Source organism: Streptomyces sp. NPDC026394 (genome assembly GCF_055567735.1).
On sequence record NZ_JBVHPX010000040.1, the window covers coordinates 12,422 to 35,042 of the forward strand.

Consider the following 22,621-nt stretch of genomic DNA (forward strand, 5'->3'; position numbering starts at 1 on the left):
GCGTGAACCATGGCCGTGGACGGCCCATCAGAGCATGAAGACGCCCTCCCGGCCATCGCCGTCACCGGCATGGCGTGCCGCTTTCCGGGGGCCGAATCGGCCGCACATTTCTGGGAGTTGCTGCGTGACGGCATCGCCCCGCACGAACACGTGCCCCACGACGAGTTGCGGCGCGCGGGACTGCTGGACCGGGCGCTCGGCGATCCGTCGTACGTCGCCGAGCGCAAGGGGTTCGCCGACCCCGCCCTCTTCGACGCCGCCTACTTCGGCATGCCCCCGGCCGAGGCCAGGATCACCGACCCGCAGCAGCGCTTTCTGCTAGAAACGGCCGTACACGCGCTGGAGGACGCGGGTCTGGCCCCGTCCGCCGGTCGCGACCGGATCGGTGTGTTCGTCGGTCTGAACCATTCGGACTACCTGCTGCGCCATGTGCTCGGGCACCCCGAAGCGGTGGAGGCCCTGGGCTGGCACCGTGTCCTGATGGGCAACGACCGGGGGTTCGCGGCCACCGGGCTGTCCTACCGGCTGGGGCTGACCGGCCCGAGCATCGCGGTGGACTGTGCCTGTGCCTCCAGCTTGGCCGCGGTGCACCAGGCGTGCCGCGCTCTGCTCGACTACGAGGCCGACGCGGCCCTGGCCGGTGGCGCCGGCATCATGCCGGAAGAACTCGGCTACGTGTACGAGGCAGGGGGCATCGCCTCCCCGGACGGCCGCTGTCTGCCCTTCTCCGACGAGGCGCAGGGCACCGTGTTCGCCAGCGGTGTCGGCCTGGTCGTGCTGCGCCGCCTGGAGGACGCACTGCAGGACGGCGACCGGGTGCTGGCGGTCATCCGGGCCGGCGGGATGAACAATGACGGCCCGCGCAAGAGCGGCTTCACCGCTCCCAGCACCGAGGGCCAGGCCGAGCTGATCGCCTACGTGCATCAGCTGGCGGGTGTCACCGCCGACCAGGTGTCCTACGTGGAGGCGCACGGTACGGCCACCGTGCTCGGTGACCCCATCGAGGTCAGCGCCCTGACCGAGGCGTTCCGCGAAACCACCGACGCCACCGGCTTCTGCGCCATCGGTTCGGTCAAGTCCAACATCGGGCACCTGGACTCGGCCTCCGGCATCGCCGGGCTCATCAAGGTGGTGCTGGCACTGCGGCACCGCACGCTCCCGCCGACCCTGGGGTGCGAGCGAACCAACCCGCACATCCACTTCGCCGGGTCGCCGTTTCACGTGCAGACGCGCACGCTCCCGTGGACCGCGCCGGGGCCCCTGCTGGCGGGAGTCAGCTCCTTCGGAGTCGGTGGCACCAATGTGCACCTCCTCGTGGAGGAGGCACCGGCGGTTCCGCAGGCCGAGCGGAAGGCCGTACCGGACCACCTGCTGCTGCCGTTCTCGGCGACGTCCCCCCGGTCCCTGCACGCACTGGAGGCGCGGTTGCGTGAACGCGTCGCCACAGCGGATCCGGACGATGTGCGCGATGTCGCTTTCACCCTGAGCAAGGGTCGCGAGGTGCATCCGTTGCGCCGGGCACTGCTGTGGCGCGCGCACCACGCGCCGCTCCTCCTCGACGGGGAAGCGCCCCCGGCGGACCGGGGGCAGCGGATGCCCGCATTCCTTCTGAGGCACGACGTCTGGACCCTGGAAGCGCTGCGCTCGCTCTGGGAGCACCAGCCGGCCTTCCGCGAGACCACCGGACGCCTGATCTCCTCGTGGGCCACCGCCCGTGGCACGACCGTCCACGACGCCTTGACCGACTTCCCCCGCCAGGCACCGGAACCCCTGGTGAACGCGGTGGTCACCCTGGGCTGCTCCGCCGTGTGGGCGACCCACGGCATACGGCCGGGAGCGGTCATCGCCGAGGTGGCGGCCAGACCCGCCGCCGCGGTGCTCACCGGGGCCCTGCCCGAGGACGCCCTCGCCACGGCCCTGGCCGCTTCGGCCCGGGAGACCTCGTGGGGACACGTGTTGCGCGACGCGGAACTCAGCGCCGTCCGCGTCCCTTGGTACGACCCGGACGGGGCGCAGCTCTGTTCCGCGGGCCGGGTTCCCGACGGCACGACGGTGTTCACCGGCCGGCCGGCGGCTCCCGGGCAGCGCACCCTGACCCCTCCGGTGTCCGCGATCGTCACGCCTGCGCCGGGTGCCGCCCCGCCCCGCTCGGTGCCCCCCAATTTCGCGGATGCCGTCCTCGGAGCCGTGCCGCAGGAAGCACGGCCGGGCCACGAGGCCCTTCTGGCCGCGCTCGGCCGCGCCTGGGTCCTGGGCCTGCCGGTGGACCCCCGCCGTGTCACTCCGGCCGATGGTGGCCGGATCACCGAGCTGCCGCTCTATCCGTTCGACCGGCAGCGCTACTGGCTTGCGGCACACCCGCAGCAGGTGCCGCCGCCCCCGGCCCCCGTTCCCGCCCCGGCAGCCGCCGTCGCACCCGCTTCCCACCGTACGGAGAGCACCGACGAGCAAGCAGCCTGCGCGATCTTCGCCCGTGCTCTCGGCCATGACGACGTGTCCTTGGACGACGACCTGTTCGCCCTCGGTGGCGACTCCCTGCTGGCCACCCGGATCGCGGCACTGGCCGGGGCGCGATGGCAGCGGGCGGTGCCGCTCGGCTCGTTCCTCAGGAATCCGTCGCCGCGCCGTCTGGCCCGGCTGATGCACACGGCCGGGCCCGGCACGGCGGAACGGTCCGAAGCGGCGCCCCGTGCGACGGAGCCCGCGCCGGGCCAGGAGATCAGTCTCCCCGTGGGGCCGTTGCAGGAGCGGTTCCTCTTCCTCAGCGAGATACCGGGAGCCGCGCAGTCCTACAACGTTCCCGTGCTCGCCGATCTCCGAGGACCGCTGGACGTGGCAGCCCTGAGCGCCGCGCTCACCGACGTCGTGGCCCGGCACGAGAGCCTGCGGGTGCGGTTCCGCCGTTCCGGCGGACGGCCGGAGCAGGTGATCGTGCCCGACGTGGCGGTGGACCTGCCGCTGGTGGACGTGCCCGACGAGGAGGCGCTGAGCCGGCAGCTCACCGAACTGATCGGCACCACGATCCCCTTGGACCGGGCACCGACGTTCGTGGCGAGACTTCTGCGCACCGCGCCGGACCGGCATGTGCTGGCCCTCGTCCTGCACCACATCGGCGCGGACGCCCACTCCACCGGAATTCTCCTGCGCGACCTCTACACCGGCTATGCCCGGCGGACCGGCGGCGGGCCGCCCCCGCAGCCCATCGACGGAATGCTGGATCGCTACCTTCAGCTGCAGGCCCGGTGGCTCCGGTCCGAGGAGGCCGACCGGCAGCGGCGGTTCTGGCGCGACGCCCTGGCCGACCTGCCCGACCCGCTGGAACTGCCCAGTGACCGGTCACCCGGTGCCCAGCGCACCCACCAGGGCGACGCATGGGAGTTCAAGCTTCCGGCGACGGTCTCCCGAGCCGTCGGGGACTACGCCGGGCGAGAGGGCGTCACCTCCTTCGTCGTCGTCCTCACGGCGTTCGTCACCCTGCTCAGCAAGATCGGTAACCAGGGCGACTTCGTCATCGGCATCCCGGTGTCGGGACGGCACCGGCCCGAGACCCGCGACCTCATCGGCAATTTCGTCAACACCCTGCCGTTCCGTGCCCGGATCGCGGCGGACCGCGATGTCCGGTCCTTGCTGCAGGACACCGCCGAGCGCCTCACGTCGGCCCTGGACCACCAGGATTTGCCGTTCGAAATGATGCTCCAGGAGCTGGGTACGGGCAGTGGCCGCCACCGGGCGCCGGACGGCGCGTCGGTCTTCCCTGTGCTGTTCAACGTGCTCAGCCGGCGGGCGAGCGTCCCGGAACCGCCCGCAGGCCTCCAGGCGCGCCCTGTGGCGTTCGCCCGGACCACGAGCCCGTACCCACTCTCCTTGGACTGCTGGTTCGACGAGGACGGCGCGCTCGCCGGCCGCTTCCTGTACGACACCGATAGGTTCGACCGGGAGACGGTCGCGGCCTGGCAGGAGGGGTTCGCGCACGTACTCGGTGCCCTGATGGAGCACCCGACGGCCCGCATCTCGGCCATACCGGCAGAGCCGCCCGAGGCCGCCGCGCTCGCCGCGTCCTCGCTGACGGGCCCGGCCGTCGACGTCCCCGAGCTGCCCGTCCACGCGGTTTTCGCCCGGTGGGCGGGCCGGGTGCCCGAACGGCTCGCCGTGACGGACGGCCGGTCCGAGCTGATGTACGGCCAGTTGGCCGAAGTATCAGCCGGGATCGCCGGGCTGCTTCGGTCACACGGGGTGGAAACGGCCTCCACCGTGGGCCTGGCCATGCGGCGCGGCGTCCCGCTGGTAGCGGCCCTGCTCGGGGTGCTCCGGGCCGGAGCCACCCCGGTGCCCTTCGACCTCGATCACCCCCGGCAGCGTCTCACTGCCATGGCCGAGGACTGCGGCGCCGAAGTCGTACTGTGCGAACACGCCGCGGACGCGGAGTTCGCGCAGCGGGCGCGGGCAGTCGCCGTACCGGATCTCACCGCGTTCCTGGGCAGCGACCCGGCCGCGCCCGGCGACACAGCCGTCGGGGAGACGGGTGCGTACGTCACCTACACCAGCGGTACCACCGGAACACCGAAGGGCATCCACTTCCCCCACCGGGCGCTGGCGAACCTCATCCATTGGGAGACCGAGGGGCACACCAGGGCGCGGCGCTGGCTGCAACTGGCTTCCTACGGTTTCGACGCCGCCTTCCACGAGACCTTCGCCGCCCTCTGCGCGGGCGGCTCCCTGCACATCGCCGACGAGGAGACCAAGCAGGACCATGACGCCCTGGCGCGGTTCGTGGACAAGCACCAGGTCGAAAAAGCCATTGTGCCGGTGTCTCTCCTGCATGCGCTGGCGGCCCGCTTCCGCCACGACGCCGACGCGTTCGCGTCCTTGCGCGAGATCGCGTCCACCGGCGAGCAACTGGAGATCGGCGAGCACGTGCTGGCGTTCTTCGAAGCACGCGCCGAATGCCAACTGATCAACAACTACGGGCCGGCCGAGACCCACGTCGTCACGTCGCACCGTTTCCACGGCCCACCCGGCGCATGGCCGCGGCGCGCCCCCGTCGGCCGCCCCATCCAGAACACCGTGCTGCGCATCGTGGGCAAGGACGGGCAACCCGTGCCCCGTGGCACCGTCGGCGAACTGAGCATCGGCGGGGTGTGCGTGGCCACCGGGTACCTGGGCCGGCCGGAGCTGACCGAGGAACGGTTCGGTCACCGCGCCGACAGCGGCCGGGTCTACCGCAGTGGAGACCTGGTACGCCTGCCACACTCCGGCGATGTGGAGTTCCTGGGCCGCGGCGACCGGCAGGTCAAGATCCGCGGAGTCCGTGTGGAACCGGCGGAGATCGAGCTGGCCGTACGCGAGGATCCGGACATCCTGGACGTCGCGCTGGTGGTCCGAGGCGCGGCGGGCGACCGCCGGATCGACGCGTACCTCGTCACCGCGCCGGACGCCACGGATGTGGTGCGGCGTACCCGAGCCCGTCTGCGCGAGCGGCTTCCGGCCGCCATGGTGCCAGCCTCGTTCACCACGATCGACCGGATGCCGACGAACGTCAACGGCAAGGTGGACCCGGCCCGGCTGCCTGCTCCCGGCAGCCGACCGGGCGGGGAACCCGACCCCTGCCGGACGCATCCCGACAGCGGTGTTCTCCCCCAGGTCCTCGACGCGTTCCGGGAGGCACTGGACCGCCCCGGCCTCGGCCCGGAAGAGGACTTCTTCGACGCGGGCGGCCACTCGCTGCTCGCCACCCGGCTGGTCCACGCCGTGCGGGAGAGATTCGGCATACCCCTGGCCGTCACCGAGTTCTACACCCACGGCACCGCGGCTCGGCTCGCGGATCTCGTCGCGCGACGGTGGCCCACCGAAGACCCGCCCCGGGAAGAGGAGCTGCCGGAGACCGGCCCACCCGACGAGCTTCCGCCGGGACTGCGCGTGTCGGCCCGCGAGCCCTCCGGCGCGCAGCAGAAGACCTACGTCTTCGACGCCGGACAGCGGCTGGACGAGGCACGGTTGCGCGCCGCGCTGCGGACGGTGCTCCACCGCTACCCGGCACTGAGGCTGAAGGCCTCTCCCGACGCGCGCGTGTCCGTCTCCGGCCCCGAACTCCCCGCCGTGGAAGTACGGCGGCACCGGCTCCCCGCCGGCGTCACGTCACAGCACACGTCGGCCTGGTTGTACGAGCGGGCTCAGCAGGATCCCGTCGATCCCGGAAGCGGACTCCTGCTCCGGACGGCCACAGCCGACGGCCCCGACGGGCAGACGCTGCTCGCGCTCACCGTGCACCTCCTCGCGCTGGACGGGATCGGGCTGACGCACGTGTGCCGGGCGCTCGCCGAGGCCTATGCGGATTCCGACGCACGACCGCGTCCGGACCACGGCTTCGCGCGCTACCTCACCTGGCGGACCCGGCTCGACGGCGACCGGCTGGCCGATGCCGCCGCCCTGTGGCGGCGGCTGCTGCCCTCGGACGTGACGGCCACGGACCGGACACCACCCGTTGCGGCGCGGGTGACCGGGCAGCTTTCCTGGGCCCCTGGGGAGGAGCTGCAGCAGGTGCTGCGGACGCGCTGCACGCAGCATCGCGTCACGCCGTTCGTGCTGCACCTCACCGCCTTCGCCCTCGCACTGTCCTGGGCGGAGGAGCGTACGGAAGTGTGTCTCTCGGTACCGCTCGACGGGCGGCCGCACGCCTCGCTCGCCGCATCGGTCGGCGCCTTCGCCAACGTCGTCCCGGTACCGCTGCCCCTGTCCGGGGCGGCCTCGTTGGACGCCGCTCTGGCTTCCGTGCGCGACGTGATCGACCAGGTGCTGCTCGTACGTACGATGCCCTACACCGATCTTGCGGCCTCCGATGCCCACCTCGCGGAATTCGCAGCGCTCCCCGTGGTCATGAACTACATCCGCGACGAGGACGAGGTGATCCTGCTGAACGACCGACCGCTGCGTGAGGTGGGGCCCGTCGCCCTGGCGCCCGGTCAGCGCGTCCAGTTCAGCGTTGTCGACACCGCGACCACGTTCCGGGCGGTGCTCACCTACAGGCCGAGCGCGGTCGAGGAGAGCGACGCGCGTCTGCTGGCTCTGTACCGGCATGCCGTGTACGCCCTGTCCTTCGAAACCGGCACCTCGGTGTGTGCGGCGAAGGACGCTGCGCTGTGCGCCGTCGGTTCCGTCGCCCCGCAGCTGCGGGCCAGGTAACCGGAAAGAAGGAAGAGAAATGAAATTCAGCCTGTTCTTCTTCGCCAACGGTGACGAGCCCGCCGAGCAGTACCGACTGCTGCTGGAAGCAGCGCAGTTCGCGGACTCCGAAGGGTTCTCGGCGGTGTGGACCCCCGAACGGCACTTCCACCCGTTCGGTGCGCCTTTCCCCAACCCCTCCGTCACCGCCGCCGCGGTGGCGGCCACGACCCGGCGGGTGGACATCCGCGCGGGCAGCGTGGTGCTCCCGTTGCACGACCCGCTCCGGGTCGCGGAGGAGTGGGCCATGGTGGACCGGATCTCCGGCGGCCGGGCCGGCGTCGCCCTCGCCTCGGGCTGGAACCCCGACGATTTCGTGCTGGCACCGGGCCACTTCGAGAACAGGAAGAGCATGCTGTGGGACAGCGCGGCCGACCTCGCCACCTTATGGTCCGGCGGAACGGTCCGGCGCAAGGGCCCCGACGGCACGGAACGGTCGGTGGGTACGTACCCCCGCCCGCAGCGCGGCGGCCTGCCCGTCTGGATCACCGCGGCCGGCTCCGAGGCGACCTTCGCCCGGGCCGGGGAGCAGGGGCACGGGATCCTGACCCACCTGCTCGGCCAGTCGTGGGAAGAACTGGAGGACAACCTCGCCGTGTACGGCGAGGCACTCGGCGAGGCGGGGCACGGCGTCGAGCAGGAGCGGATCAGCGTCATGCTGCACTCGTTCGTCACCCGTGACGAGGATCAGGCACTGAACGCGGCGCGCGGACCGCTGACGCGGTACATGCGCTCTTCCATGAAGCTGTTCGACGTGACGGCCCCCGTGCCCGGTACCGCAGGCACGACGGAAGAGATGGATGAGGCGCTGTCCGAGCTGCTGGAGCACACCTATCGGGAGTACGCGAGCACCCGCTGCCTGATCGGGTCTCCCGACAGTTGCCTGCCGCTCGTCGAACGTCTCGCCGAACTCGGAGTCGACGAGGTCGCCTGCCTCATCGATTTCGGGATCGACACGGACGACGTGCTCGCATCACTGAAGTACCTGAGCCGGCTCAAGGCCAGGTGCTCCGCACTGTGAGACCGACGCGGGCCGCGCGACGGGAGCCCGGGCCGGGACTCCCGCCGTGCGCCATTCCTCAGGACGGCACCGGCAGCAAGCGCTCCACGGCCTTGGAGAGCTGCCGGACGGTCCCTGCCGCCAGGACGGGGATCCCCGGCGCCGCCGTCTTGCCGATGTTGGTGAGCACCCGGCCCGGTCCCGCTTCGATGAAGGCCGCTGCCTCGTCTTTCACCAGCAGCTCCAGCGACTGGTACCAGCGCACTGGAGACGTGAGCTGGCGCCTCAGCAGTTCCCTGGCCTCCGCACCGGACTCCACGTACCGAGCCGTCACGTTCGCGACCACCGGAATCCTCGGGGTGCCGAACCGCACCGCCTCAAGGTGGCTGCCGAATTCCTCCTCGATGTCCCGCATCAGGGAGGAGTGGAAGGGGGCACCCACGTTGAGGGGCACCACGTGTGCGGCCCCCGCACCGAGGGCGGCGTGGGACAGGGCGTCGACACCGGCCAGCGAACCGGACACCACGGTCTGGGACGGGGTGTTGTAATTGGCGACCTCCACCGTGCACGTGGCCGCACGGGACACCTGCTCACACAGCTCCTCCACCCGCGCGGCCGCGAGTCCCACAACCGCGGCCATCTTCCCCGGTGTGCGGCGGTTGACACCTTCCATCAGCCTGCCGCGCTCCCGGACCAGCCGCAGAGCATCCGTCCACTCCAGGACCCCGGAGCAGACCAGCGCCGCGTACTCGCCGAGGCTGTGCCCGGCCACCACTTCCGGGCGGACCCCTCGTTCGTGCAGCACCGCCTGTATGGCCAGGCTGGTGACGAAGATGCCCGGCTGGGTCACCGACGTGTCGCGCAGGTCCTCGGCGCTGCCGTCGAAACACAGCCGGCTGAGCGGGAAACCCAGCACCTCGTCCGCGGTGTCGAAGTACGTCCGCGCGATGGCCGGGAATTCTCGCACCACATCATGGCCCATGCCGGTGGTCTGGGATCCCTGCCCAGGGAAAACAAAGGCAATCCTGTTCATGATCAGGTCCTTCCGAGAGAAGACTCCACGACCGATCGGACATCTGGCCTGGCTCACTATATCGGCCACCCGGAAAGGTAACAATGGACCTGGAGTTAATCTTCAGCAATCTGCGCCCACGGGAACAGGTGGGAGGCATCCGGCCCCCCGGCCCGGTTTTCGCCTGTTTCTTCATCCATCATGCGGGAGGCTCCGCGACCGCCTTTTCGCCATTCGCGCGACATCTGCCGCAGACCTGGGAGCTGTACGCGGTGGACCTGCCGGGACGCGGGCGTACGGCAGGCGACCCGCCCTGCCGGAGCGCGACCGGAGCAGCCGCGTTCCTGCGTCCGGGAATCCTCGCCCGGGCCAGCGGGGCATACGGGATCTTCGGGCACAGCATGGGCGCGTTGGTCACCTACGAACTCGCCCGCGAGCTGGCCGTTTCCGCCCGGCCTCCCACCTGGCTGGGGCTCTCCGGAAGTGCGGCCCCGCAGCTGGTGCACGACCTGCACACCGAGCGCCGCGATCTCTGGCCGACCACCGAGCTGGTCGGCTTCCTGCGCGACCTCGGAGGGACACCCGAGGAAATGCTGACCGACCCCGACATGGCGGCCTATCTGGTGGACGTACTCCGCGGGGACATAGCCATTGTGGACACCTATACCTACACCCCCGGTCCGGCCATGGGAATTCCCGCATCGATTCACTATCGTGACACCGATCCGCTCGTGACGCACGAGCACATCACCCCTTGGCGGAAACATTTCCACGCGCGGGTGGAAACACAATCCTGGCCGGGCGGGCATTTCTACCTCTTCGACCAGGCACAGAAACTTTCCCAGCATATCGTCACCGATGTAGAAAGAGCGCTCGCCGCCGCGGCGTCGTCGTCAGCGCCCCGAGAAGGAGAACGAGTTCACAGTGTCTGAGCAGGAAACAACGGCCGACGGCCGGGCGGGTGGCCGGGCCCGGCAGATCGCCGGCGCCGCCCTGCCTCTCTACGTGACCATGGTCGCGTCGTCAGCGGGCTCTCTGGTCGACACCGTGATGCTGGGACGGCACGCCACCGCTGCCCTGGCCGCCTTCGCGGTGACCATTGCCGTGTTCAGCCCCGCCGTCGCCGCCGTCACCGGCGCCATGCGCGGCGTGATGCCCTTCGTGACCACCGAGCGCGACAACGCGGACCGTCTGCTGCACGTCGTCCGCAACGGTTCGTGGCTGGGCATCGTCGTGGGGCTGCTCGGGGCCCTGGCGGTGGCCGCGGTCCCCCTGGTCGGGCGCCTCACCGGCGTACCCGAGTCCACGCTCGCGGAGCTGGGCGTGCTGCCCGCGCTGTTGGCGGGCAGTGTGCTCGTGACCTCCGTGGGCAGCACGGCGACGTCAGCGCTGGTGGGTCTCGGGCGTGCGAAGGCGGTCATGCGGGCGGGGATATGCGGCACCGCCGCCGCGGTGGTTCTCTCCGTGGTCCTGGTCGGGGGGATGGGCTTCGTTCCCGCGCTCGGCCTGGCCGGCGCGGGCCTCGCGATGCTCACCTCCAGCCTGATCAACGCGGTGATCGCGCACTCGGTGCTGCGCCGCTCCACGATCCTGGCCGGGAGGCCGCTGCGTCTGGGCCGGCCGCACCCGCGCGAGGTGCTCGGGATCGCCAAGGTGGGCATCCCGCTCGCGGCGACGGTGCTCATCAAGTTCGCCGTCCTGGGTGTTCTGGCCCTCGCGGCCGCGCGGATCAGTACCGAGAGCGCCGCGGTCCACAGCATCGCCGTGTCACTGGTCAACTTGATGTTCACCGCGGCCGTGGCCGTGGGCCAGGCGACCGTACCGCTGGTGTCCGTACACGTCGCGGCCGGGCGCGTCCGGGAGGTGCGCGGGGCGGTGGTCGCCGGGGCCTGGGTGGGGCTCTGCGCCGTGGCCGTGCTCGGCACCGCCCTCGTCGCGCTGAGAAGCCCGGTGGTCACTCTCTTCTCCAAGGACCAGGATGTGCACGCAGGCGTCCTCGCGCTGTTGCCCGTGGTGCTGAGCGTGGTCGTACTGGATGCCGTACAGGCGGTCTTCGGCTTCGGCCTGGTCGCGATCAGACGGACGACACCGAGCCTGTTGACGTTCGCGGTCTGCTACGGGGGGCTCGCCCTGGTCGCCGTACCCATTGCCTCCTGGGCCGGTCTGCACGCGCTCTGGGCCAGCCTGGCCTGCGCGAACCTCATGCTCGTGCTCGGCCAGGTGTTCTTCTTCCACCAGCGCACAGGGAAGTTGCGGCCCGTCGAGCCGTCCCCGGCGTGTGCGTGAACACCTCGCTGCCCGCCGGCTCACCGGCAGGCGACCATACGGGTATTCCCCATCACGATGTTCAGGAGCCTCACATGTCCGATGCAGTACGCACCCTTCCTCCCTCCGGGACTTCCGGCGCGGAGAGAGCGCCGCAGACGCTGGTCGCCCTGTTCGAGAGCACGGCGGCTCGCCACCCCAAGCGGCCGGCCGTCAGCGACGCGGAAGGGACGCTCACCTATCGGGAGCTGAACCAGCGGGCAGCGGCCGTGGCCCGTCGGCTACGGACGCGCGGGATCGGCCGTGAGGACCGCGTGGCGCTCTACCGCCTGCGTTCCACGAAGCTGTTCGTCTCCTTGCTGGGAATCCTCAAGGCAGGCGCTGCTTACGTGGCGATCGACCTCCGTTACCCGGACAGACGTCGCGACTTGATGATCGAACGCAGCCAAGCCAAGGCCGTGCTCACCGAGCCGGGCTGGGGGGAACGGCTCGCTCACCTCGGTACCGAGATCATCGAGGACCAGGGGGCGCCGGACCCCTTGACGGAGGAGCCCATGGTGGGCCCCCGGCCCGAAGACGCTGCCTGTGTACTGTTCACATCGGGCTCCACCGGAGAACCCAAGGGTTTCACGCTCGAACACCGCAATGTGATGGCTTTCGCCATCAACCGAGCGGTGCCCGAACTGCGTCCCACCGACCGTACCGCCCAGGTCAACAACGTCTCCTTCGACGCCTTCCACTTCGAGACGTGGCGAAGTCTGGCCACCGGCGCGGAAATTGTCGTCATGCCCGGCCTGCCCGACCTCCTGGAATTGGACGTCCGTCGGGAGTTCGACGAACGCGGCATCAGCGCATTGCTCCTGCCGACGATGGCGTTCAACCACCTGGGGCACGAAGACCCCCGGATCTTCTCCTCCTTGCGGGTCCTCGTGGCCGGAGGCGGCGAGATGCAACCTGCGGCGTGCCGGAACGTACTCGACTCCGGATTCCGCGGATCGCTGTGGAACATCTACGGCCCCAGTGAAACCACCACCGGATGTGCCATCTACCACGTACGGGACACCCGGCCGGAAGACACCGCCGTTCCCCTCGGCGCCGCTCTCGACGGTTTCGCTCTCCATATCCTTGACGACCAACACCGTCCCGTTCCGCGCTGGGAAGTCGGGGAGCTCTTCATCGGCGGACCGGGAGTCTCACGGGGGTATCTCGGTCAGCCGGAGCTCACCGCGAAGCACTATCACCCGGACCCTTTCGCACGGGACGGGAGCCGGATGTACGCGTCGGGCGACTTGGTCCGCCAACGTCCGGACGGGCTGCTGGAATTCGTCAGCCGGAAGGACGACCAGGTCAAGATCCGCGGCTACCGTGTGGAACCGGCGGACGTGGAACGCGCCCTGGACCGGCATCCGAAGGTCAAGGAAAGCGTGGTCATCGCCGCTGGACGGGGGCTGGACCTACGGCTGGTGGCTTTCGTGACAGCACACGAGACGCTGACCGAAGGTGAACTCAGAAGCTTCGCGGAGGAGTTCCTGCCCGCGTACATGGTGCCCAGTACGTTTCTGACGGTTCCGGCGCTCCCCCTCAACGAAAACGGAAAACGCGACCTGCCCGCACTGCGGGAGCTGCTCGCGGCAGACTCGCGCCGGCCCACCGAGGGACAGCCGCCCGCCACCGCGACCGAACGCTATCTCATCGGTCTGTGGCAGGAGCTGTTCGGTTCCACTACCGTCCGCACGACCGACGACTTCTTCAGCGCAGGAGGAAACTCACTGCTCGTCTACCGGACACGGCAGCGAGTCGAGCGGGACCTGGGTGTTCCGATCGGGTTCCGCGACATCCTCCGCCGGCCGGTGCTCAAGGACCTCGCCGCGCACATCGACGCCACCCGGGCCGCGAGGTCGGACCACGCGGGAAGTGCGCCGTGACCGCCAAAAACGTCGGGTACCGCCCGTCGGCCGGCGACTTCATCGATCAGCACCGGATGCTGTACGACGGGAAAGGCCCCGACACCACCGCCACCGTCTCGTCCGAACATTTCGACCCCCTTTCCCGGCGGAGGAGGCCGACGACGACGCCGAGGGACCGCGTGTCCACGGCTGGGCCGCCGCCCGGCTGCCCGCCAACGTCGCCTTCGAGCCCGAACCGCCCACCCACCGCCGCTAGGCGCCGGCCCGTCGCAGCTCCACGCGCGACCGGTACGAGGTCCACTGCCGGCCAGGCTGGTACCGGCACATCGCCTCGGCCATACCCACCCACGCCTCCCCGGCCGCCATGACCGTGACGGCCGGGAAGGGGCGCAAGACAAGACACAGCCGAGCTGGCCCTGCTCACCGTTGCGGAGGCTCGGCGTCTGCCGGCAGCTGCCGGCCCCTGGTCGTGGTCCGCGCCCGCGGAGTACCGCCCTGGTCGCGCTGGCGCGGGCGCCACCAAGCCTTCGCCCGCGCCTGCCACCACCGCCGACGCATCCGCACCGGAAGGAACCACCCAAACCCGCCACCGCGGACCCGTCCGCCTGCCAGACTCGAAATGGCTCCTCTGGTCAACGGTAGCGGTGATTCCACTGGAGCATTAAACTGCCGGGGAGGAGAAATACGTGTCGCGGCGCGTGAAAAGCCCGCTCGCTCCCACCGTGAAGAAGTCCGCGAAACCTACGGTGACGCTGCGCCCGTCTTTCAGTTGCCCGCGGAACTCGCCTCGCACGGAAACATGTTCGCCATCCGCTATGACGGCGAACAGTTCATGGTGACCATGCGAGATGATGCGCTCATTCAGATAGAAGGTACGCATCGCCGCACGCCCCCGGAAGTCCGGGTAACCTGGCCGCCGGTAAACGGCATCGTCAGAAAAGAGCGCCAGTATGCCCTCCACATTCCCGGCATCCACGAGTTCGTAATAACGACGCGCCAGTGCGCCGCAGCGGGCCGGAGATAACACTGCATAATCACCCATCACGCCTCACAATCCTTTCTCACTGGTTCCAGCATGGCACTATGCCCGTCCCCCTCACCTCCATGAGCCGTGCACGCGTTTCGGCACGCGCGAGGTCACAGTCGCGAGTGCGAGGTGGCGCAATCATATCGACTTGGTGCGGTCAGGTAAATCGGACATGCCTCCACAACGAAAAAATGAGCCGCCTCCGACGCGCGACTACACACCCCTTTAAAGACGCACTCAGATATTCGAGCCGCAGTGGAACCCAGAGTTCATACTCCCCGGTGTCCGCCGAGCCGGAACCCCTTCCGCATAAGGAGATCGCCTCATGACCGCGACATTCAACGCCCTCTCAGCCCGGCTGCGGGCCACTTACGACGAGGACGGCTGGTGCCCCGTTCCGTTCCGATTCGACAAGGCGGCGGTCGAACTCATACGTGGGCACGTCGATTCTATTTGCCGGGAGCGCCGGCCGGAGGTCGTCTACGAGGAGGGCACCGACGTGGTGCGGGCCATCCACGGCTGTCACTCCTTCGACGATGTATGCGCCGCGCTGGTGAGGCACCCGCGGCTCGTCGCCCTGGCCGAGGCACTGATCGGCAAGTCCGTCTACGTCTACCAGTTCAAGGTCAACCTCAAGCAGGCCCATGAGGGAGCGGCCTGGCCCTGGCACCAGGACTACGCGTTCTGGAGCGAGGAGGACGGTATGCCGTGCCCAGACGCAGTCAACATCGCCGTGTCGCTGGACGACATCCACGAAGAGAACGGCCCCTTGTCCGTCATCCCGGGCTCTCACCGTCTCGGCCTCCTCGACCTCCCCGAGTCGGGGGGTGGCAAGGACGACTGGCGTCGACACGTGTCCGAGGACCTCGCGTACACGGTATCCGCGGACACGGCCGAGGCGCTGGCCCGGAAGAGCGGCAAGGAACGCATGACGGGCCGCGCAGGTTCGATCCATGCCTTCCACCCGAGCATCGTCCACTCGTCTTCGAACAATATCTCCGCGGACCGTCGCGCTCTGCTCCTCATCACGTACAACTCGGTCGACAACGCCCCGCCCAGCCCGACACGTCCGGAGTTCCTGGTCACCCGGGACTCGGCTCCTATCACACCCCGGCATGACGGCAGGCTGGGGATCGAGACCGACGAGCAGGACATTGCCAGCTGATGGCTCGGGCGGCTCACCGCGAGAGCGTGACCATGATCATCTCGGTCGGGCGGTGGCCAGTTGCTGCGAGCCATGAAATCGGCAGCGCCGAGTGCCTGTGGCCCGGGCAGGCCCAGGACGAGTACCTGCCGCACCGAGCTGCCGATCACTCAGGTGGCTGCGGCCTTCAGCCGCCATCTGAGCTGGCCGAGCGTGCCGACCCCACCTCAGCGCCTCATCGACGAACCCTGGTGCGGGCCGGGCGCATCCGCGCGCTCGGCGGGCCGCTCGTGCTTCGGACCAGCCATGTACCGCTCCATTCCTGAGGGGTTCACGGTAGAACGCAATCCGCAATTCCCCGTGACCATCACACGAATCAGCCACGCAGGCGCCATGAGCGATATCGTGTACTCGACACCCAAGTCCGCAAGCCCGCCGGGTCGACCTGGTCAAGCAGGCCGAGGCGGACGCCGAACGCTCCCGCCTGACTGGTGAGGGCGAAAAGGCCCACCGCGCCTCGCTCGCCGACGCCGTACACATCGAAGGCGAGGCCGAGGCCGACGTGTCCCCCTACCGGGCGACGGGGAGTCCGGTGGAATGGGCGATCATACTTTGGATGCTCGAGAGGCACGCCTCGGGAGCCGATCCTCGTTGCTCGGCCTATCGTCGCCCCAGCGGGCCAGCCTCTAGATAAGACGTGTGCATGTCCTGGAGACTGTCCCACAGCCGTCCTTGGGGCCAGCAGCATCGCACCCCAGGGTCTGCACGCACTCCAGTGCGATACCGGGTCCTGGATGCAGCGGCATCGCATTGGAGTGCGTGTAGCCCCTGGGATCTTGGGCCGCTCCCTCTGCCGACCTGCGTGGTGGCCGGGCAGGGTTCGGTGAGGCGATCCAGCCGGGAGTAGAGGGCCCGCACGAGGCGGGCGCGGTTCTGGACGCACTGAGCGGTGCCCTGTATCGGTGCGGACAGGCGCCTGGCGGCTTCTCGGAGGACGACTTCGGCAAGGGCGCCGCGGCCGTCGTTCTTCGGCAGGGCGGCGTGGCGCTCAACGTCAGCGGCGGCTGTGCGGGCGTGCCCGGTCAGTCGGAGCGCGATCTGCTCGTAGTCGCGAGACGTGAGGTTCGGGTTCTTCCACGCGAGGACGGCGGTGACGAGCGCTTCGTACGGGGTCCGGTCCAGGGGGAGGGCGGCCTCGATCAGACCCTGGGGGTCGTAGGGCACGGTGTGGGTATCGCTCACCGGGCGCCCGCCGCGCCGTCGTCCTGGTCGTGGTCGCCGGTGTCGGCGTCCGGGGCCTGGACGGCGAGGAAGCGGGCGTAGCCGCGGTCGGCGCGGGCAATCAGCGCCGGGGAAGGCTTTCAAAGGGCGCCTGGACCAGGAGCCGACAGGGGAGGACGCTGAAAGCGCACCGTCCGCACCGCACCGCCAGGAGGCCATGTACTGCACGCCCACGGCCCGGCACCACGGCGCACCGGGCGGGGTGATGGCGGCAGCTGATGCGTACGTGCCGGACGCCAACCCGGTGTTCAGGGGATGTCGCCGCCCCAGTCCCACCGGCCCGCATCTCCCGGCCGGGGCTCGTACAGCGCCCGGCCGCCGGCGCCGAACCGTCCGATCTCCGTGATCAGCGCGGAGCCCGTGGCGATCTCGTCCGGCGTCCAGCCGGTGATGTCGAGCAGCAGCCCGTCCAGCGGGCCGCCCACCAGTTCGGCGTACATACGGCCCGGCCGCGGGCCCGGGTGCGGGGCGTCGAAGTCCGTGCCGCAGACCCGGCCGCGCAGCAGCTCCTCATCCCTGTCCCAGTCCATAACGACCAGGCTCCCAGCACCCACCGACAACACGGGCGGCCTTCCCCCGGGCAGGAGGCGCAGTACGGCGGGCCCGCCATGCCGGAGGGACCGAAGGCCCGCGCAGCGGACGTCCTCGTGTTCCGCCCGGTTGCCGTGCCTGCGCGCCGGTTCCGAGAGCGTCGTGGCTGACCGCCGGGCTGCCGGCCATGGGGCATCTGCTGGCTGGGCGGCTCCGCTGTCTCACCGTGCTGCTTCGGGTGTCATCCGGTGATGCGGTCGGGGTCGGGGAGTTCCGGTGGGAAGTGGCGCTCCAGGATCTGCGCCCAGCGGTGGAGGGGGACGTAGCCGGTGGTGTCGGGCTGCGCCTGGACCAGTTCGGTGAGGGCGTCGGCGAAGGGGTGTGCGGCGATGTCGACGGGCAGTTCGGCGGCTGCCTTCTTGAGTCGGTCGTGCGCGGCGGGGAAGACACCGCGGGCCCACTCCTCTTGCTCCTGGATCCGTTTGCTGCCCTCCACCAGATTGATTTCCGTGATCGACAGGGCTGGGCAGTCGGGCGTGCCAGGTCTCGCTGATTCTGCCGCCGGCCTTCAGGTACGCGATGCGGGTGTTGTCAGAGGCTGGCAGGGCGAAGCAGTCGGTGCAGTCGACGCGGTCCGATTCCGCTTCCGGCTGGTCGGTCATCGTGGATCTCCCTTCGGGCGGAGAGAGCCTGCCATCGGGGGTCATCGGGTGACCAGGGGTTTCCGCGCAGCCGCGGCTCCGGGCACGGCGGTGCCCGGCCATGGCGACACCGCCGCCCGCCGCTATGCCCTGCTCTCGGTCAGACCGCCGGCGATGTTCTCGATGTAGAGCAGAGCCCATTCGACTCCGGCCTGCCAGCCGAAGCCCCCTCCTGCGCCGGCCTCCGCACAAGCGCGTCCAACGGGCATCCGGCGTCTACGAGCTCACCTGGCCCATGGGCTCAGGGCCCGCAGGGCGTGCCACTTGGCAGTACGGACCCGCGCGCCGTCCCGGAGCGCCGCAGATCTGGCTCCGCATCGTGTCATGAGGCGCCAGACGCGTTCACGAGGCGTCACAACGCAGTTGTGAAGTTGTCATCTCCCCCTGCGCCGGAGTGCATTGACACGCCCCCCGGTCCATGTTCTACGTTAAAAATCTAACGATCGTTTCATTTGAAGCGCGTGTTCAATTTTCAGGACGGGCCGTTCCCTCCCGTTCTTTCCCTTCGAGTGCGGTTCCGGAGGTTCCGCTCGTGGCCAATCCCTACGGCGCGCTGTTCAAAGCGCCCGGTTCCGTGGCCTTCTCGGCGGCCGGTTTCGTGGGCAGGATGCCCGTCTCCATGACCGGCATCGGCATCATCACGATGCTCTCCCAGATGAACGGCGAGTACGGGCTCGCCGGGGCTGTCTCCGCCGCCTTCACCCTGTCGATGGCGCTGTGCGGACCGCAGGTCTCCCGCATCGTGGACCGCAAGGGGCAGAGCAAGGTCCTGCTGCCCGCCGCCGGTCTGAGTGTCATCTCGATGGCCGGGCTGCTGCTGTGCGCCCATTACAGGGCGCCGGCCTGGACGTTGTTCGTGTTTGCGATCCTGGCGGGCACCCTGCCGAACATGGCCGCCATGGTCCGGGCCCGGTGGACGCACGTCTACCGCGACTCCCCCAAGCTGCACACCGCCTTCTCCCTGGAGTCAGTGGTGGACGAGATGACCTTCGTGGTCGGCCCCGCACTGTCCGTGGCGCTGTCCACGTCCCTGTTCGCCGAAGCCGGACCCATGATCGCGTCCGCGCTGCTGGCAATCGGCGTCCTGCTTTTCATACCGCAGAAGCGCACCGAGCCGGCCGTCCACGTGGGCGAGGACGGCGGGCCCTCGGCCGGCTCGGCCATCCGCATCGGGGCGCTGCAACTGCTCGCGCTCATCCTGGCCGCCGGTGGCACCATCGTGGGCACCGTCGACGTGGTCAGCGTGGCGTTCGCCGAGGAACAGGGCGCGCCGGCCAGCGCCGGCATCGTGCTGTCCGTCTACGCGGTGGGGTCCGCTCTGGCCGGGCTGGTCTTCGGCGCGCGGAAGCTGAAGACGCCGCTGCCGCGGCTGCTGACGTTCGGCGCGGCCGGTACGGCGGTGACCATGCTGCCGCTGCTGCTGGTGGGCAATGTGACGACGCTCTCCGCCGCGGTGTTCTTCTCCGGAATCTTCTTCGCCCCCACCATGATCATCATCATGGGTCTGGTCAAGAAGATCGTGCCCGCCCGGCAGCTGACGGAGGGCATGACGTGGGCGATCACCGGCCTGAGTGTGGGCACGGCGCTCGGCGCGGCGGTGTCGGGTTCCATGGTTGACCGCTTCGGCCCGACGGGCGGTTTCGCGGTAGCCACGGTCGCGGGCGCCGCCTCGCTGCTGCTGGCGCTCGTCGCGTACCGCCCGCTGGCCCACGGCATCCTCCCGGCCCGTCCCGAGGAGGCGCCGGTGTCCGGGGCGGAGGCCGCGGCGGCCGGTGAGACCGGTGACGACAAGGACGGCGCCCAGCCGGCCCTGGACGCCCAGAAGGCCTCGTCCTGAGCCGGGAAAGCCTCGTTCCGCCCGGCCGCGGCACCGCACCCGGGCGCACGGACGATAGGGACGCCTCGGCGCCGGAATCCGTCCGCACAGCGATACGGCCGCGTGGCAGGCGCGTCCATTCGAGCAGACGGCGGGAACGCTCCGGCTGCCGACGATCCCAGGAGGGAAACGAACATTGAACGAACCGACCGCCCCGACCGCCGACGGCCGCCGCCTCAAAGGCGACCAGCGCAAGCGGGAGCTGATCGAGGCCACCTTGCAGGTCGTCGGCCGCGAGGGGATCGCGGGGGTCAGTCACCGCGTCGTCTCCCGGGAGGCGGGGCAGCCGCCGACCGCGGCCGCATACCACTTCAAGAGCATCGACGATCTGCTGGCCGTCGCGCTGACCGCGTGTATGGAGCAGGACGCGGCACGCCTGCGGGCAGCCGGTCCGGACGGCGGCCCCGAAGGTCTGCGCGACCTGGCGCGCATCATGGCCGACGCTGTGGCGGTGCCACACCGGCTGCTGGCCGAGTACGAACTGTTCCTGCTGGCCGCGCGCCGCCCGGAGCTGCGCGTCAGCACCCGGAACTGGCTGGACTCGATCACGGAGTTCGGCCGCCGGTACACGACCGACCCCGTACGGCTGCGGGTGCTGGCCGCAACCTTCGACGGCCTGCTGATGCACGCGCTGCTGACGGACGATCCGCCGACCGCCGAGGAGTATGAGGCGGCGCTCCGGATGATTCTGCTCTGACGGCACCCGGCGCCCGGCCCGGCGATCCTCCATCGGGCCGGGCGCCGGAGTCCCCACCGACCCACCGCACATCGGACACCGACACCGCTGTCGGCGCCCGCCCACTCCGCTCTCCGCACCCCCGAATGCGACATCGCTTCAGAATCCGAGACCGTCCCCGGGGCGCGCCACCGTTCCCCCGCCCCGGCCGCCTCCCGCCCCCATACGCGGCCGGCTCCCCCACTCCTTCCCTCAGCCCACGCACGTCCCGCACGGAACACTGAGGAGATCGTCGATGCACGCTCCGAGCCCCTCCTCCACGCCCTACAACGGTGACCGCGCCGTCCTTCAGGACCTGACGCGGCGGCACCGGTACACGCTGGACCGCGCGCTGCGGGCGATCCGCAGCCGCGGGCACTGGACCTCGTACGCCGAGGACCCCGACGCCTACGGCGAGGACGCCGCGGCTCTGGGTGAACGGGTCTTCCGCGACCTGCTCGATGCGCCCTTCCCGCTGGAGACGCCGGGCCGGGACGGCACGGTCGGCCCGGCACCTGCCGAGGGGCGAGCGGTCCCCGTACGGCTTCGAGCTGGGCATCACCTACCCGCACGCCGACCCGGCCGCCCTGTTCCGCGCCGCGCGCGCGGCGCTGTCCGGCTGGCGGGACGTGGGCCCGAGGGACCGGGCGGTGGTGTGCGCCGAGTTCCTGGCCCGGATCAACGCCCGTTCGCACGAGTTCGCTCAGGTGGCTATGCACACCAGCGGCCACAACTTCCTCATGGCCTTCCACGCTGGCGCCGTGCACGCGCAGGACCGGGGGCTGGAGGCGGTGGCCGTCGCCCTCCGAGAGCAGACCCGGCTGCCCGCGCGCCGGCGCTGGGACAAGCCGTATGGCGACCGGACGCTGTCTGTGGACAAGACGTTTACCGTCGTGCCGCGCGGGGTGAGCCTGCTGATCGGCAACCGCGTGGTGCCGACGTGGAGCGGCTATCCGGGCCTGTTCGCCTCCCTGGCGACGGGCAACTCCAGCGGGGCCCGGCGCCTGCGTTCCACACGGCCCTCAGTCCTCGCCGCCTCCAGCCACCGCCACACCGTGCGCACATTCACCCCGCTAACCTGGGCACCCGCATGCACATGCGCCGTGGTCAACGCCCCAGCAGCATCGAGCTCCAGCAACCGCGCCACCAGCACCGGCCTGGACACGCCCAGTCCTGCCGTGACCTCACCCCACGCACCCGGCTCCCCCACCCCTCACCCACCCGCCCGCGCATGTCGCTCTGGTACCAGGCAAGGATCCGGTCCAGGCCGTCCAGCATCGGGACCCATCTCGGGCGTGGTCGCGAAGCGTTGGCCGCCTTGCCGAACCGTACGTGGAGCTTGCCGGACGGGCCGAGTTCGGGGTGGACGGCGCACAGTTCCAGGCGGAGGGCTTCACTCAGCCGCGGCGCAGAGTGGTACAGGGCGCGCCACAGCGCGTAGTCCCGGGCCGCGGCCGGGTAGTCGGACACGGTGGCCAGGCGGGCGCGGGCATAGGCGAAGAAGGCCGTGAGGCGTTCGGCGCTGGGCGGCAGCCGTTGCGCGGGATCGTCCCGGACGTGGCGCAGCCGATCGCGTCCACATGGGCGGGCCCGATCTGCCACACCAGGCGGTCGAAGTGGGACAGCACCCGAGGAAGCAAGGAGGTGTAGGCACCGATCGTCGTCGGAGCGCACCCCCGCACCACCCACGTCACGGCGAACGCCCGGACACAGCCGGCCTGGAACACCCACACGTCCCGTGCCCGTCCGGCATCGCCGGCATCGGGGTCCCCGTCAGCGAGCCCGCCCTCCACCAGCCGGAGAAAAGGTCGCTCCCCGACACTCCACCACCATCACGTCGACGACCCGGGCTAGGCGGTGTCTTCAAATGATCTTGCGTGTTGGATCATGGTCGGGTGATACGTCGACATGAGCTGTCGGATGCCGAGTGGGAGTTTGTCCGGC

The 22,621-nt window shown here is 70.1% G+C and carries 14 protein-coding genes and 1 pseudogene; 9 read left to right on the forward strand and 6 right to left on the reverse strand.

The genetic code is table 11. The annotated features are described in order from the left end of the window. The first annotated feature begins 15 nt into the window (after nt 1–15). Both ACZ4QV_RS40775 and ACZ4QV_RS40780 read left to right on the forward strand, forming a co-directional pair. Nucleotides 16–7,179 (forward strand): amino acid adenylation domain-containing protein, encoded by a 7,164-nt coding sequence (locus tag ACZ4QV_RS40775; RefSeq protein ID WP_361615150.1) that lies wholly within the window; start codon nt 16–18, stop codon nt 7,177–7,179. Nucleotides 7,180–7,198: 19 nt separating this feature from the next. Continuing rightward, nucleotides 7,199–8,239, forward strand: a complete 1,041-nt coding sequence (locus ACZ4QV_RS40780; RefSeq protein WP_361615148.1) for a MupA/Atu3671 family FMN-dependent luciferase-like monooxygenase — start codon at nt 7,199–7,201, stop codon at nt 8,237–8,239. Nucleotides 8,240–8,297: 58 nt separating this feature from the next. On the opposite strand, the gene fabD is transcribed toward ACZ4QV_RS40780, so the two are convergent. Continuing rightward, a complete protein-coding gene (gene fabD, locus ACZ4QV_RS40785; protein WP_361615146.1) occupies nt 8,298–9,251 on the reverse strand; it encodes an ACP S-malonyltransferase in 954 nt (317 codons plus the stop codon). Between the two features lie 83 nt (nt 9,252–9,334). Between fabD and ACZ4QV_RS40790 the strand changes: the two genes are divergently transcribed. The 3 genes from ACZ4QV_RS40790 to ACZ4QV_RS40800 all read left to right on the forward strand — a co-directional run bounded on the left by ACZ4QV_RS40790 (nt 9,335) and on the right by ACZ4QV_RS40800 (nt 13,420). Beyond that, complete coding sequence (locus ACZ4QV_RS40790) at nt 9,335–10,162, forward strand: thioesterase II family protein (protein WP_361615145.1); 828 nt, start codon at nt 9,335–9,337, stop codon at nt 10,160–10,162. Then, nucleotides 10,155–11,516 carry an MATE family efflux transporter gene (locus ACZ4QV_RS40795; protein ID WP_361615143.1) on the forward strand — a complete coding sequence of 454 codons (1,362 nt, stop codon included), beginning with the start codon at nt 10,155–10,157 and terminating at the stop codon, nt 11,514–11,516. The genes ACZ4QV_RS40790 and ACZ4QV_RS40795 overlap by 8 nt, the downstream gene beginning before the upstream one ends. Before the next feature lie 74 nt (nt 11,517–11,590). Then, nucleotides 11,591–13,420 (forward strand): non-ribosomal peptide synthetase, encoded by a 1,830-nt coding sequence (locus tag ACZ4QV_RS40800; RefSeq protein WP_467764388.1) that lies wholly within the window; start codon nt 11,591–11,593, stop codon nt 13,418–13,420. Nucleotides 13,421–14,063: 643 nt separating this feature from the next. Here ACZ4QV_RS40800 and ACZ4QV_RS40805 read toward each other — a convergent pair. Further along, nucleotides 14,064–14,444, reverse strand: a complete 381-nt coding sequence (locus tag ACZ4QV_RS40805; RefSeq protein WP_361615140.1) for a nuclear transport factor 2 family protein — start codon at nt 14,442–14,444, stop codon at nt 14,064–14,066. 310 nt (nt 14,445–14,754) lie between these two features. On the opposite strand from ACZ4QV_RS40805, the gene ACZ4QV_RS40810 reads away from it, so the two are divergent. Beyond that, on the forward strand, nt 14,755–15,594 hold the full coding sequence (locus ACZ4QV_RS40810) for a phytanoyl-CoA dioxygenase family protein (RefSeq protein WP_467764389.1): 840 nt from the start codon (nt 14,755–14,757) through the stop codon (nt 15,592–15,594). A gap of 26 nt (nt 15,595–15,620) precedes the next feature. Next, nucleotides 15,621–15,899: a hypothetical protein gene (locus ACZ4QV_RS40815; protein WP_361615136.1), complete on the forward strand. Its 279-nt coding sequence runs from the start codon at nt 15,621–15,623 to the stop codon at nt 15,897–15,899. Between the two features lie 544 nt (nt 15,900–16,443). On the opposite strand, the pseudogene ACZ4QV_RS40820 reads toward ACZ4QV_RS40815, so the two are convergent. The 3 genes and pseudogenes from ACZ4QV_RS40820 to ACZ4QV_RS40830 form a co-directional block, all read right to left on the reverse strand. After that, a pseudogene (locus ACZ4QV_RS40820) lies at nt 16,444–16,815 on the reverse strand (DUF6415 family natural product biosynthesis protein); the annotation flags it as partial. A gap of 287 nt (nt 16,816–17,102) precedes the next feature. Then, nucleotides 17,103–17,384 (reverse strand): hypothetical protein, encoded by a 282-nt coding sequence (locus ACZ4QV_RS40825; protein ID WP_467764390.1) that lies wholly within the window; start codon nt 17,382–17,384, stop codon nt 17,103–17,105. A 242-nt stretch (nt 17,385–17,626) separates the two neighbouring features. Then, complete coding sequence (locus ACZ4QV_RS40830; protein WP_467764391.1) at nt 17,627–17,881, reverse strand: hypothetical protein; 255 nt, start codon at nt 17,879–17,881, stop codon at nt 17,627–17,629. 737 nt (nt 17,882–18,618) lie between these two features. Here ACZ4QV_RS40830 and ACZ4QV_RS40835 point away from each other — a divergent pair. Both ACZ4QV_RS40835 and ACZ4QV_RS40840 read left to right on the forward strand, forming a co-directional pair. Further along, entirely contained in the window at nt 18,619–19,923 is a 1,305-nt protein-coding gene (locus ACZ4QV_RS40835; RefSeq protein WP_467764392.1) for an MFS transporter, read from the forward strand. A gap of 175 nt (nt 19,924–20,098) precedes the next feature. Continuing rightward, nucleotides 20,099–20,659, forward strand: coding sequence for a TetR/AcrR family transcriptional regulator (locus tag ACZ4QV_RS40840; RefSeq protein WP_361161041.1), 561 nt, complete (start codon nt 20,099–20,101; stop codon nt 20,657–20,659). Nucleotides 20,660–21,784: 1,125 nt separating this feature from the next. Here ACZ4QV_RS40840 and ACZ4QV_RS40845 read toward each other — a convergent pair. Further along, nucleotides 21,785–22,279 (reverse strand): hypothetical protein, encoded by a 495-nt coding sequence (locus tag ACZ4QV_RS40845; protein WP_467764393.1) that lies wholly within the window; start codon nt 22,277–22,279, stop codon nt 21,785–21,787. Nucleotides 22,280–22,621: the final 342 nt, after the last annotated feature.